The organism is Pokkaliibacter sp. MBI-7, assembly GCF_029846635.1.
Taxonomy (GTDB): Bacteria; Pseudomonadota; Gammaproteobacteria; order Pseudomonadales; family Balneatricaceae; genus Pokkaliibacter.
Genome location: NZ_JARVTG010000001.1, coordinates 2,224,423 through 2,237,612 on the forward strand (window position 1 = coordinate 2,224,423; position 13,190 = coordinate 2,237,612).

The following is a 13,190-nucleotide window of genomic DNA, read 5'->3' on the forward strand; positions in this document are numbered from 1 at the left end:
TGGAGTAATTGAGTCGGAGGGAGGTTTCCTGCCCACATTTCCTCTGCCGTACCGTCCATCTGCCTGGACGATGACGTCAGCCCGATCTCATGGAAACAGGGCAAGAGCCCGCGGTCCAAGAAAAGAGTGCTGCTCGATAACTCTTGAAGGCGGGCCAAAACATCATGCAATGGGACGCAGGGTGTGCAAAACAGTGATTGGCGAGGCTGCCATCGTCAATGGCGATGGCAGATCTGGCAAAAAAACGATCACTGTAGCAGGCGTACCTCACCCATTCCCGGCAGCTTGATCGCCCGCTGCTGCCAGTCGAGCCCGACCACCAGTCCCAGCACATTCAGCTCCAGCCCTTCCTGAGCGGCCAGCGTGGCGCCAAACAGTCCGCCCAGAGACAGCTGATAGCCACTTTTACTGGGTGTCGCTGCCAGCAGCTGCGGGCCCAGATAGTCTTTGCCCAGCGCATTGGACGGCAGTGCTACCTGCAGTTCAGGCACCCGGCGCAGCACCCAGGCCACAAAGGTATTGGAATTAGGCCCCGGCCAGGCACGGTACTCGTCGGCATAGGGGTAGCCTGGCAGCAACCGGTCGATCTCGGTGATGGCACGGGCTGCGGCCTCACCGCGCAGCTCGCCCAGCAACTGCGCCTGACTGCCAAACCAGGCACGGTCGGGCACATCATAGCGGTCAATCACTGTCGGCCGCCGCCAGCCGGTGACCTGTCGCACCCGATACTGGCTGGCGTTCGCCGCCTTGGTGGCAATCCAGCTGTGCACCGCAAAGGCACCACGCCAGTTATAGGCGCGGGCAGCGTAGACCTGCACCACCGCTTCCGGCGTGCGGGCAGGATCGGGCGCCAGCTGCGCCGAACTGCGGTCCGCGTTGCTCCAGGAGGTCTGCAGATCAATCTGGCCACTGAGCAGCAGGGCTGCCGGTCCTGCCAGTAACAGCAGCAAAAACAACAGGGGATAAAGCAGGTAACGTCGCATCCATGGCGCTCCGGTCATGTCAGGTTCATAGCTGCTTTATAGGGATGAAGGGCTGGCAGTTCCATATGGGCCAGAAACAACAAGCCACGGTCGGCCTTCTATCCGCAAAGGATAGGGGCACACCGTGGCGCCAGACTGATCTATGTTCTCAGACTGACTGTGCGCTATCAGGCCGCTTCCAGTGCCAGCAAGGCGCCGTTGCGAATCTCGTCCTGACTGTAGATGCCGGTATCGAGAATCCAGCCGGTTACCAGTGCCGCCGGTGTGACATCAAATGCCGGATTGAACACCTCGGTGTCTGCCGGTGCCCATTCCACGCTGCCGAAGCTGCCGCTGACGCCCTGCACTTCGGCACCATCACGCTGCTCAATCGGAATCTGCGTGCCATCGGCACAATCCACATCCACCGTGGTGTAGGGTGCTACCACGTAGAAAGGCACCTTATGGAAGTGTGCCAGCACCGCCAGACTGTAGGTGCCGACCTTGTTGGCGAAATCGCCGTTGCGGGCGATGCGATCTGCGCCGACCAGCACCGCATCGACCTTGCCATCGCGCAGCAGAATACCCGCCATGTTGTCACACTGCAGGGTGTGGCTGATGCCATATTTGGCCAGCTCCCAGGTCGTCAGGCGGCCGCCCTGCAGCAGCGGACGGGTTTCATCCACCCAGACATGGGGTGCCTTGCCCTGCTCCGCCAGCTTATAAATGACACCCAGTGCCGTACCGGCACCGGCAGTGGCCAGCCGGCCGGTGTTGCAATGGGTCAGCAGGCGCTGCCCTGAACCAAATAACGCCGCACCGTTCTCGGCGATGCGGTTACAGAGTTTGATATCTTCCTCGAAGATGGCTTCGGCCGTGCGCACCAGCGCCACGCGGTCGTTCTGTTTCAATGAGGTCAGCATGCGGTCCATGCAGTGCATCAGATTCACTGCCGTCGGCCGGGCTGCGCGCAGTGTCAGCGCGCCCTGCTCGAGCTGCTCGCGGTCAGCCCCCTGCTCGGCCAGATGGGCCAGCAGCAGACTGGCACCGACACCGATCAGCGGTGCACCGCGAATCTGCAGGGCTTTAATCATCGCCACCATGGCATCCACCGAATCACACGGCAGCCAGTTTTCCTGATGAGGCAAGGCGTGCTGGTCGAGTACCCACAAGCGACCCTGCTCATACTTCACGCTGGTAGCCAGCAAATCTTTCATAGGCACATGTCCTCGTCATCGTCCTGAAGAAGTCGGCATGCCCAGGTGAGGCACCATGGGCGCACGGACGGTAGGGGATTAACCATAGCAGAAGCCCGCACGCTGCCCAATGTCGACCTTGGATAAACAAATGAACGTTAATCAGTCGCCAATACCGATTGCAGAGGGTAAGCTCTTCGTTCGCTGTGAAGAGCGTATATCTTCTAATAAGCCCTGACGCTTATAACCAAAAACCGATAACGACATAACGAAAAGGCAATACCATGGCAGTGTATAAGACCTTTCAGCCCCAGGATGCCCTGGCCTATGCCGTGGCGCATACCTCCCTGTTTGAAGGCCTCGACCCGACTACCCTGAGTTGCAGCGAAATTGGTGATGGCAACCTGAATCTGGTGTTCAAGGTCAGCCACCCCGGTGGCGCCAGTGCCATCGTCAAGCAGGCTCTGCCCTACGCCCGCTGCGTCGGCGAATCCTGGCCACTGACGCTGGACCGCGCCCGCATCGAGGCCGAAGCCATGCTGATCGAGAGTGAGTTGTGCCCTGCGCTGGTGCCGACCATCTATCACTATGATGCCGGGATGGCGGTGACCATCATGGAAGACCTGTCCGATCACGTCATCCTGCGTCAGGCCATGGTTGCCGGTGAGCACTTCCCCCGACTGATCGACGATATGGCCCGCTTTCTGGCCGACACCCTGTTCTTCACTTCTGATCTGTATCTGGATCAGCAGCAGAAAAAGGCCCGGGTGGCGCAGTTCATCAACCCTGAGCTGTGCAAGATCACCGAAGACCTGTTCTTTCTTGACCCCTACTGCGACCACGAACGCAACAACGTCTACCCCGGCTTTGAAACACGGGCGGCAGCGCTCTGGCACAACGAGGCGCTGAAGGGGGAAGTGGCTGAGCTGAAATTCCGCTTCCTCACCGAAGCGCAGGCACTGCTGCACGGTGACGTCCATGCCGGCTCCATCTTTGTGCGTCAGGACAGCACCAAGGTGATTGATGCCGAGTTTGCCTACTACGGCCCGATGGGCTTCGACATTGGCTCCTTCATCGGCAACATGCTGCTCAATTTCTGTGGTCAGTGGGGGTTGATGGCAGCCGAAGAGCAGCGCAATGCCTACCGCAGCGGGCTGCTGGAAAGTATTGATCAGCTGTGGAGCGGTTTTGCCGAACGCTTCAGCGAGCATCTCAGCCAGTCGACCCGCGACCCCAGCCTCAACACTTTGCGCTGGCAGTCACGCCTGCTGCGCGCCATCTGGCAGGACACCCTGGGTTATGCCGGTTGTGAACTGATCCGCCGTACAGTGGGCCTGGCGCACGTCAAGGATCTGGACAGCATTACTGATGAACAGCGGCGCCTGCAGGCCGCCGAGCAGGCACTGATCCTGGGTGAAGCGCTGGTACTGCAGCGCCACGAACTGGACAACATGGCCGATGTGCTGGCCATGCTGGTCGACAAGGTCAGGTATTGACCTGCAACAGGGGTGCCGTTGTGGCGCCCCTGTGCTCTCCCTCAGCCACTCAGAGCACTGAACTGTCCGGTCAGCCACCACCACAGATAATCCAGCGGTATCAGCACCAGCAGACTGATCACTGTCAGCGGCACCGTAATCTTCAGCAGCTCGCGCAGCGGCTCCTTGCACAGCTGCATGCCCACAATCAGCGGCCCCGACTGATAGGGAAAGAGGATGGTGGAAAACCCCACCACCTGCGTCATCAGCACCATGGGCACCGTCCAGCCACTGTGCTGTGCCAGCTCCCCCGCCATCGGTGTCAGTACCGCAGGCACCCCGGGCAACGTGGCGATCAGCCCGGTAACAAAGGCCAGTCCGCTCAGGGACAGGAAGTTCTGCAGATCCGCCCCCGGCCGTAACGGCAGCCAGTCAATCATGGCTCCGGCAATGGCCGAGCCCAGCCCCGAACTGTTGACCAGCGCTCCCAGCGCCAGCACCCCGGCGACAAACAGCAGCATGCTGATGTTCATCTGCTGTTGCAGCTCCTTGTCGCTGACCATACCGATCTTTGGCATCAGCAACAGACAGGCGGCCGCCAGCCCGACCCAGGCCGGATTGATGCCATGCAGGCTGTCGGTCAGCCAGAACCCCAGCGCCACCAGCAAGATCAGGCTCAGGCGTCGCTGCAATGCCGGATCATGGCTGGCCGTAGCGGATACAGCTGACGTCTGCGCGACCACCTGCGCCGGATAGCGCCAGAGAATCAGGGCCGCAATCACCGCCGCCTTAAGCAGGCCCAGCACCGGGAAATGCAGCCACAGGTAGTCGGTATAGCTGATGTGCACGCCATAGATAGTTTCAGCCGTGCCGCTCAGCACCATATTGGGAATGTTGGACGGCAGGATGGTAAAGGTCGGTACGTGGCAGCCAAAGGCCACTGCCAGAGCAACGCCAATCCGCCCCTGCGACCCCGGGGCAAAGCCACATCGCTCCGCCAGTGCCATGGCAATCGGCACCATCATCACGGCTCGCCCCATAGAGGATGGCATGACAAACCCCAGCAGGGTGCCGCACAGCATCAGGCCACAGATCAGCCAGGTATAACTGTGCGCCAGATGCCGCCCGAGGAGGGCCGCCATCCGGTCACCCAGACCAGTAGAGCGAATGGCCATGCCAATCACCAGTCCGGCGAAAATCAGCCAGAATGCCGCCGAAGCAAAACCGCTGAAGACACTGACGGGCGTAGCTACCTGCAGCAGGATGGCGGCGAGAAAGAACAGCAGACTGGTGAGGTATTGCGGCAAGGCGCTGCTTGCCCAAAGGGTCAGGGTGACCAGCACGATGGCCAGCGTACGGGACTGCAGCAGATTCAGCATCGGCGGCGGGAACAGCAGCAAAGCGGCGGCGGCGAGCAGAATGAGGGCAAGAAACAGGCGGCTGAACATGGAAACCGTCCTTGGACTGAGCGAAGTGAAGTCAGGAGCAGAAGTCTAGCACTATCACCACAGCAGACTGTGCAACAGCCACTACGGCCCGCGCAACGATCCGGACAGGCAAGCGACACTGCAGAAAGCAAAAAACCGGAGTAAGGTCATCACTCCGGTTCTTTTTTAGTCAGCCTGCAGCCTGTGTCAGATACTGACGAAACCCGGCTCGATCTTCAGCTCCAGCGGATAGCCGCCCAGCTGTTCCGGACTGTAATGGCGGCGCAGCAGGTCACTGACCTTGGCCGTGTCATCGGCACTGACGAAACGCTCGATAAACTGCACCTTCTGCAGCTCGGCGTCCCAGCGGCTCAGCTGCACGCGGTTGACCAGCGGCCCGGCAGGCACATTGCTGCCACCCGGCAGCAGAGGCAACCAGCGGCAGGGCTGTGGATTTTCCACCTGGAAGCCGTGCTTGTGATACATCATGAACTGCCACAGCTGGAATACATCATCCTGAACGTAGCGCTGGCTGCGCTCACCGAACAGGTTCAGCACACTGCATTCGATCAGGGCTTGGCCCACTGGCGTCGACATTGACTGTTTCTCCCTCGCACTGTTGTTAACCACTCCAGCCCGCTGGCCAGGGAGTCTATGTTGTCATTCTTCAGGACCTGTCCTGGGCGGCCCGAACCGGCACAGCCATGCTCCAGGCGGTAACATGGGCTACAGGATAATGCATCAAGACACAAAGACAACGAACACCACTGCATTTCTGGTCAGCAAACTCTAAATTTCCAGACAAAACTGAAACGTGTCCACCGCCTGCATATCAGGTTTCCTTATAGGCAATAAAAAGGCACAATAGCCGGCTTCCGAACAGGCCAGAAAATGAACCGGTTTTCGCAGTTGGCCACAGAGTATGGACAACAGTGCCAAACGGTCGGCAGGGATAGCCGGACTCGACAGGCACCTCCTTAAGCACCAGAAGAATGAGCATGTCTGATAAACCCGTTATTCATGTCCGTGCCCGCAGCAAAGCCGGTAAGGCCCTGCGTCGCCAGAGCATCCTGCAGGCAGCTGAAGGCCTGTTCGCCCAGGATCCCACCGTACTGCCCACCATCGCCGAAATCAGTAATGACTGCGGGCTGGCCAAAGGCACTATCTACATCTACTTCCCGTCCAAAGAAGCGATCTTTCTGGCGCTGCTGGAAGAGGCACTGGGCAAGTGGACACAACGTCTGTGTGAGGTAGCCAATGAAACCGGTTCGCCACAGGCCGTGGTCGACGCCCTCTGTGATCATCTGGCCACCCACCCACGTCTGATGCAGCTGGCCTGCCTCAGTACCGGTGTGCTGGAACCCAACGTCACCACCGAAATCCTGTTTGCCTTCAAACACTCCATCTCCGACAACCTGCACCGTACCGCACAGCAGCTGATTCCGATGTTCAACGATGGTCGTCGTGAGAACGCGGTCGTGCAGATGCTGCTACAAACCTATGCCCTGCTGATCGGCCTGTGGCAACTGTCGCACCCGACTCACTGCGCGCGCGGCATGAGTTCGCCAGAGCTTGAGCGTCTGCAGCCCGCGTTCGTACCCACTGCTCATGCAGCCCTGCAGCGCCTGTGGCAAATCAGCTGAGCCTGCTGAAATCAGCGCGCACGTCCCGCTACGGCGCGCTGTAATCCTTCCCTGCTGCCGCTTTCTGACACCCGCCTCTGTCACAATTGCTAACCCTGAGACGGCTTTACTCGCCTTGCCGTGCAACGCAGAATCGAAGCCACCTCTGCCGATGGCCTGTGCCGTTGGCTTGCATCGCAAGGAATGACTATGGCCACCACCCCCACTGCCCCCTCCTGGCGCCAGGCACTGGACCAGCAAAGCCTGACCACGGCCATTCTGACCTGGGCGGCTTTTGCCTGGCTGACCTCGCCCAAGTCGGGCCTGCTGTTGTTACTGGTGATTTTTGTCCACGAACTGGGACACATGCTGATGCTGTGGAAAATGACCGGGCTGGTGGCCAAGATTCGCTTTATCCCCTTTTTTGGTGGCGTCACCGTGCATCGTGGCGGCGCCCTGACCCCTTTCCAGCGCGGCTGGTTCGCCATTGGCGGCCCGGGGCTGGGCACCCTGTTTGCCATTGCCTGCGCTCTGCTGTTTCAGCTGACAGGCTGGCGTGAAGCCTGGTATCTGGCGGTCATCGGCCTGTTCCTCAATGCCCTCAATCTGATCCCGCTGCCACCACTGGATGGCGGCCAGATCACCGAACTGCTCAATCGCAAACTATGGGCACTGGGCGCCTTGCTGGCACTGGCTGCCCTGTACTTTTTCCACAGCACCTGGACGCTGGTGATTATCGGCCTGCTGCTCTGGCAGGCCTGGCAGTACTACCAGCGCGGAGAACCCAACGCCTGTGAACGCTGCCATACCCCGTATCAGCCCGTCGTCAGCGAGGAGGCCAGTGCAACCGCTCATGCACCACTGACTCCGCCCGACTATTGTGCCCGCTGCGGCTTTCCGCAGGTGGCCAGCGCGTCGGCAAAGCGCAGCCTGTGGAGTGGTTATCTGGGGGTCATCGGCCTGTTGCTATGTCTGGCCTACTGGCTCTTTATCGGTCGTCACTGAGCATGACCCTGCTGCCCAATCTCGGCCCCAAATCCGCGGCTCTGCTGGCCGCCATCGGCATCACGCAGGCAGAACAAATTGCCGGGCTGGGTGCGGTGGGCGTTTATTACCGGCTTGAGCAGGCTGGCATGAAGGTCAGCCTTAACCTGCTGTGGGCTATGGCGGCCGGGCTGCAACAGCGCCACTGGACGGCACTGACAGCCAGCGAAAAGGCACGACTGCTCATGGAGCTGGAGGAGTGGCGGGAATGGCAGCGCATGAGTCATACCGCAGCGGAAAGCGGCGACGCCTGAGTCTGCTCTGATAAATGACCGATCTCGCCCCATGGCGGGACCGGTCGTAAAGGCACTGAGCGACGGCGAAACCGGCTCAGTGGGTGAATGCTTTGCTATAGCTCATGCAGGGATAGAGCACTGCCGGGTTATAGCGCCTGCAGTTTGGCCATCGACAGGATCAGCCACTTGCTGCCGACATCATCGAAATTCACTTCCACTCGCGCCTTCGGGCCCTGTCCCTCGAAATTGGTCAGAATGCCTTCGCCAAAGGTGCTGTGGATAACGCGCTGGCCAAGATAGAACTCGGTCGCCGGTACTTCAGCCTCAGCAAAGCTTGGTGACGTCGGGCGCTGGAACGACAGCGGGCGGCGGATGCTGGCCCCCAGCCGTACTTCTTCCAGCAGCTGTTCGGGGATTTCACGCAGGAAGCGGGAATGAGTGCGGCGCTCTTCCTGACCATAGAAACGGCGTGACTCGGCCCAGGTCATAAACAGCTTCTGCCGCGCCCGGGTGATACCGACATAGCAGAGACGGCGCTCTTCCTCGAGGCCCTGCGGGTCTTCCATCGACATGGAATGAGGGAACAGGCTCTCTTCCAGCCCGGCCATGAATACCAGCGGGAACTCCAGCCCCTTGGCCGAGTGCAGGGTCATCAGCTGCACGCAATCGCTGAACTCCGCCGCCTGGGCATCGCCGGCATCCAGCGCTGCCTGATCGATAAAGGCGGCCAGCACATCGGTCAGCCCGGCCTCCTCATCTTCCTCATCCGGCGACCAGCTCTGCTCGAACTGCCGCGCCGCGTTGACCAGCTCCTGCAAGTTCTCCGCGCGCGCCTCGCCCTTGTCCTTGTCTTTCTCGTGATGCTCAACCAGCCCGCTGTGCTGCAGCATCAGGGCGATGGTGTCAGCCATGGCCAGATTTTCACTGTCACGCTGCAGCTGATTGATCAGCTCGATAAAGGGCAACAGCGCACCGGCGGCGCGGCCACTGAGCAGACGGCGCTCGATGGCCTCCACTGACGCCTGCCATAACGACACCTGCTGCTGGCGCGCATAATCACGCACGGTTTCCAGCGTCTTGCTGCCAATACCACGGGTCGGCACATTGATGACCCGCTCCATCGCCGCATCGTCATGACGGTTCTGCATCAGTCGCAGATAGGCCAGCGCATTGCGGATTTCCAGACGGTCATAGAAGCGCTGGCCACCGTAGATACGATAGGGCACGCCAGCACGCACCAGCGCTTCCTCCAGTACCCGGGACTGGGCGTTGGAGCGGTACAGTATCGCCACTTCCTGTCGCATACCGCCCTGATCAGCCCACTTTTCCGCCTGTTCGACGATAAAGCGTGCTTCTTCCTGTTCGTTAAACGCACTGTAGACGGCAATCTTTTCGCCTTCGCCGCTGTCGGTCCACAGCTGCTTGCCCATCCGCCCCTGATTGTTGGCAATCAGCGCGTTGGCCGCCTGCAGAATGGTATCGGTGGAGCGGTAGTTCTGCTCCAGCCGGATAATCTCGGTGCCGGGGAAGTCGCTGGTGAAGTTCTGGATATTCTCGATACGAGCACCACGCCAGCCGTAGATGGACTGGTCATCATCACCCACCGCCATCACCGGCATGCGGTCACCGGCCAGCATCCGCAGCCAGGCGTACTGGATCTTGTTGGTGTCCTGAAACTCGTCCACCAGCAGGGCCTGAAAACGCTGCTGATAATGGCGCAGTAACACCGGCTGGTTCAGCCACAGCTCATGGGAGCGCAGCAGCAATTCGCCGAAGTCCACCATGCCGCCGCGCTGGCAGGCTTCTTCATAAGCTTTGTAGACGTCGATGCGGGTCTGCCAGCTGCTGTCGCCGTAGCTGTCCAGATGCTGTGGCCGCAGGCCTTCATCCTTCTGCGCGTTGATAAACCAGGTCAGCTCTTTCGGGTCCCAGCGCTTTTCATCCAGATTCAGCTCACGGCAGATCCGTTTGACCAGTCGCAACTGGTCATCACTGTCGAGAATCTGGAAGTTTTCCGGCAGGTTGGCTTCGCGGTGATGGGCACGCAACAGGCGGTGCGCCAGACCGTGGAAGGTGCCGACCCACATACCACGCGGGGTCAGGCCCAGCAGCGCTTCAATACGGCTGCGCATTTCCTTGGCGGCCTTGTTGGTGAAGGTCACCGCCATGATGGCATAAGGAGAAATCTGCTCGACCTGAATCAGCCAGGCAATGCGATGTACCAGCACCCGGGTCTTGCCGCTACCGGCCCCGGCCAGCACCAGCCGGCTTTGCAGCGGCGCCGACACGGCCTCACGCTGGGGAGGGTTAAGACGGTCAATCAGGTGGGAAACATCCATCGCACTACTCTCTCGCTGTATTCTCGCTGGGGTCAGTGTACGGTTCGTCAGGGCGAACAGTTCAGAGTGCCCGTTAGCATACTGTATTTACAGCCAGTGTCGAATGAATGGGGAGGCAAAGAACGTTGTCAGGGGCATACTCAGGCTATGCCAATGTATTTCCTGTAAGTCACCCTTAGCCAAGGAATTACACCGTCTTTGTGGGGATTTTTTTAACAACTGAGTCTGTCATTTCCTCCATATTTTCTTGTCGATTTGCTTTTTTCTTAACAAACCAGTGCATCGCACGATGATGAATTTCAGTAATTTCAGACTTTTCTTTTATGAGACTGGCTTCAGCTTCAGCCTTGGCGACACGTTTTATTTGTCATGGTTCAAAAAATCCACCAATAACGGATAAAACTTTTTGAGTCGAAATGCCCACAGGCTTGGATAAGTATCCAAGATTAACTCATGAAGTCGAATTGTCGTCTGACATCTTTACTCCTAACGCCGCAATAAATGGCACGTGGGTTGGTGCTGTTTTTGCCACCTTTTGCTTTTGGCAAAAACCGTGACCAACCTTAATGCGTCCGTTTTGATTGCCTTGTTATATTTTTTTACTCAGTCCCGTTGAAATCGCTAGTGCGCCACCTAGCACTATAAATAAACTTCCTACAGTGCGGTTGACTAAATTCAATGTGTTAGTTCTGGATAGCCAAGGACCAATTTTTGAACCAAGTCCAGCATACATAAACATGGATGTACAATCGATCACAAACCAAGTACATGCAAGTACAGAGTATTGCTCTAGCGGAGGTAAGTCTGCATTCATAAAGCCAGGAAATAGCGCAATAAAGAAAATTAAATCTTTAGGGTTACTGATACCTACAAAAAAGCCCTTTCTAAACAGAGAATAGAATGAATAATCGATTAGATGTTTTTCATTAACCAGATGTGTTTCAACTTTAATTGATCCTTCTTTCCAAGATGTCCAACCTAAATAGATAAGATAAAATGCTCCCACGAGTTTAATAACAAAAAACAAAGTCTTAGATGCAACTAAAATAGCCCCAAGCCCAATAGCAGAAATAGACATCAAGACAAGAGCTGCAACAGCACCTCCAAGAATAGTTGGAATCGTTTTCCTATTTCCATATTTCACGCCTTCAGATATACATAATAAGGCTGATGGGCCTGGGCTGAATATCAATATCCCTATAACACTTACATAAAGCAACCAAGTACCTAATTCCATACAATACCTCTCTGGTAAAATATAACGCTCACGTAATAGGCGTGAGCTTACGAGCGTCCTAATTAGCGCTTATAACGCCGTGCTTTGCGACTGGTTTGTAGCGCAGCGAAAAACCAGTCCGACAACAGCGCTTTTTTAGAGTATTTACATAGAAAGCCTGAATTCTTCAATTTTTGCTCCGATTAAGTCTGCGGCCCCGCCAGATGATAAAAGCATATTTTCTACATCAGTATCATCAAGTACAAGAATCAGTTTTTGATGTACCATCCACTGTTCTCGAATGGTGTGCAAACAACCAGCAGAGTCACCGCCATTTCTAGAAAAGATTATTCCAAATAGTCCCGCTCCATGAGGCTTTAGGTAATTCGCGATTTGAAGGACATCACTCTTTCTAACTTTTCTAGAGTAGTTTTTAGCATCTACTACAACATAGTCAGCGGAGTATTTTTCGCGCAAAAATGACCAAAACCCTTCAGTAGCATAATTGGGAACAATGAAATCTCTTCGGTTTGACTTGGTGAAATCGTTAACTTCTTGAATCGGTTTATCAAGAGGAGGGCAAAATAGTTCTTCTATGATTTCGCCAATGAGGCTCTGATATATGTAGCAATCTTTACGACCCGGATTACATGCCTTTAACTTTCCGAGCAAATCTTGATCTCTACTACCTTCTTGCTCTCCAGCGATGGCAGTTAAAAGCATTTTGAAGTAGCTGCTATCAGCCTTTTGTATACCCGCTTTGAAATTCCTAATGAGATAGTCTGCGTCCCATACCTCTATGTCATTAGATTCAAAGTTTTGCTTTATCTCGTTTGGCAATCTACCTGGTATGGCAAGGACTTTCTTGCATTCGCCTATAAGCTTGCCGTATTCCAAAATCTGTTCAACTATTTTAGAGCTGTGGCCCCTTGTAATTGCTTTATTGGATTTGCACTCAATAAGAGTCTTCTCTTTCCGACTATCCTCTATGAGAATGTCTGCTCTTGCCCTTTGAGTATCTCCAATTATCGCTTCGAGTTGAATATTTTGATTAGGGCTAGTTTCCTTAAGAACTTGATAAAGGAAACTTACAAACTCAATCTCTTTTGGCCCCATGTCCATATACCTATGGCAGTTAGGGCAAAGCAGAAGGAAATTTTCCTCCGTCAGGCTGCCGCCTTTATGAAGAGGCGTAATCGAAGCCATTTCTAGAGGGATCTGCTCTCCAGAAATTGAGCACATTGCACATTTATTATTGTATTTTGCAATCAGATTCGCCCGCATAGCAGCCGACGGAATTCTTCTTTTATTCAATGTCTGATCCATCATATATTCTCGAATTCCACTTTTGCTCTAACAGAGTGTTAATGAGGTCTTCTACCTCATAACAATTATTAAAAGGTATACCTTTTAGAAAACCTTATTTTAAAAACATTCATGTAAGACTTTGTTTTTAAGAGAAAATAAATTAACCAACACAAAAGCAAGTAATTAAAAGGTATTTAAAGCAACTACACATCATCCAAAAGGTATACCTTCTTCCAGATTTTTCAAGGATGACGTATGCAGCATGGTGATGCCTTCCTTTCTCATATCTGTCCAGAGCGATATGGTGGTACATCGATGCAGTAAGCGAACTCTAGATGCCTATCTGAGCTTTGTTGCATAAATAG

At 55.7% G+C, this 13,190-nt stretch carries 11 protein-coding genes; 4 read left to right on the forward strand and 7 right to left on the reverse strand.

Annotated features, from left to right (window positions below):
* Window positions 1-248: 248 nt before the first annotated feature.
* Window positions 249-983 carry a DUF3750 domain-containing protein gene (locus QCD60_RS10005; RefSeq protein WP_279784794.1) on the reverse strand — a complete coding sequence of 245 codons (735 nt, stop codon included), beginning with the start codon at window positions 981-983 and terminating at the stop codon, window positions 249-251.
* A 167-nt stretch (window positions 984-1,150) separates the two neighbouring features.
* The gene (gene mtnA, locus QCD60_RS10010; RefSeq protein ID WP_104155067.1) at window positions 1,151-2,179 is read right to left on the reverse strand and encodes an S-methyl-5-thioribose-1-phosphate isomerase; all 1,029 of its coding nucleotides are present in this window, start codon (window positions 2,177-2,179) and stop codon (window positions 1,151-1,153) included.
* A 263-nt stretch (window positions 2,180-2,442) separates the two neighbouring features.
* Between mtnA and mtnK the strand changes: the two genes are divergently transcribed.
* Complete coding sequence (gene mtnK / locus QCD60_RS10015) at window positions 2,443-3,654, forward strand: S-methyl-5-thioribose kinase (protein WP_279784796.1); 1,212 nt, start codon at window positions 2,443-2,445, stop codon at window positions 3,652-3,654.
* A 41-nt stretch (window positions 3,655-3,695) separates the two neighbouring features.
* Here the strand turns inward: mtnK and QCD60_RS10020 are convergent, their stop codons facing one another.
* Both QCD60_RS10020 and QCD60_RS10025 read right to left on the reverse strand, forming a co-directional pair.
* Complete coding sequence (locus QCD60_RS10020) at window positions 3,696-5,081, reverse strand: SLC13 family permease (protein ID WP_279784798.1); 1,386 nt, start codon at window positions 5,079-5,081, stop codon at window positions 3,696-3,698.
* A gap of 186 nt (window positions 5,082-5,267) precedes the next feature.
* Window positions 5,268-5,657, reverse strand: coding sequence for a hypothetical protein (locus QCD60_RS10025; protein WP_279784800.1), 390 nt, complete (start codon window positions 5,655-5,657; stop codon window positions 5,268-5,270).
* Between the two features lie 401 nt (window positions 5,658-6,058).
* Here QCD60_RS10025 and QCD60_RS10030 point away from each other — a divergent pair, with 401 nt between their 5' ends.
* From QCD60_RS10030 to QCD60_RS10040, 3 genes are all read left to right on the forward strand, one after another.
* A complete protein-coding gene (locus tag QCD60_RS10030; protein WP_279784802.1) occupies window positions 6,059-6,703 on the forward strand; it encodes a TetR family transcriptional regulator in 645 nt (214 codons plus the stop codon).
* Window positions 6,704-6,892: 189 nt separating this feature from the next.
* Complete coding sequence (locus tag QCD60_RS10035; protein ID WP_279784804.1) at window positions 6,893-7,687, forward strand: site-2 protease family protein; 795 nt, start codon at window positions 6,893-6,895, stop codon at window positions 7,685-7,687.
* A complete protein-coding gene (locus QCD60_RS10040) occupies window positions 7,651-7,980 on the forward strand; it encodes a TfoX/Sxy family protein (protein WP_279784806.1) in 330 nt (109 codons plus the stop codon). Before QCD60_RS10035 ends, QCD60_RS10040 begins: the two co-directional genes overlap by 37 nt.
* A gap of 128 nt (window positions 7,981-8,108) precedes the next feature.
* Here the strand turns inward: QCD60_RS10040 and uvrD are convergent, their stop codons facing one another.
* The 3 genes from uvrD to QCD60_RS10055 form a co-directional block, all read right to left on the reverse strand.
* Window positions 8,109-10,301, reverse strand: coding sequence for a DNA helicase II (gene uvrD / locus QCD60_RS10045; RefSeq protein ID WP_279784808.1), 2,193 nt, complete (start codon window positions 10,299-10,301; stop codon window positions 8,109-8,111).
* A 589-nt stretch (window positions 10,302-10,890) separates the two neighbouring features.
* On the reverse strand, window positions 10,891-11,538 hold the full coding sequence (locus QCD60_RS10050; protein WP_279784810.1) for a LysE family translocator: 648 nt from the start codon (window positions 11,536-11,538) through the stop codon (window positions 10,891-10,893).
* A 144-nt stretch (window positions 11,539-11,682) separates the two neighbouring features.
* Window positions 11,683-12,846 carry an HNH endonuclease signature motif containing protein gene (locus QCD60_RS10055; protein ID WP_279784813.1) on the reverse strand — a complete coding sequence of 388 codons (1,164 nt, stop codon included), beginning with the start codon at window positions 12,844-12,846 and terminating at the stop codon, window positions 11,683-11,685.
* Window positions 12,847-13,190: the final 344 nt, after the last annotated feature.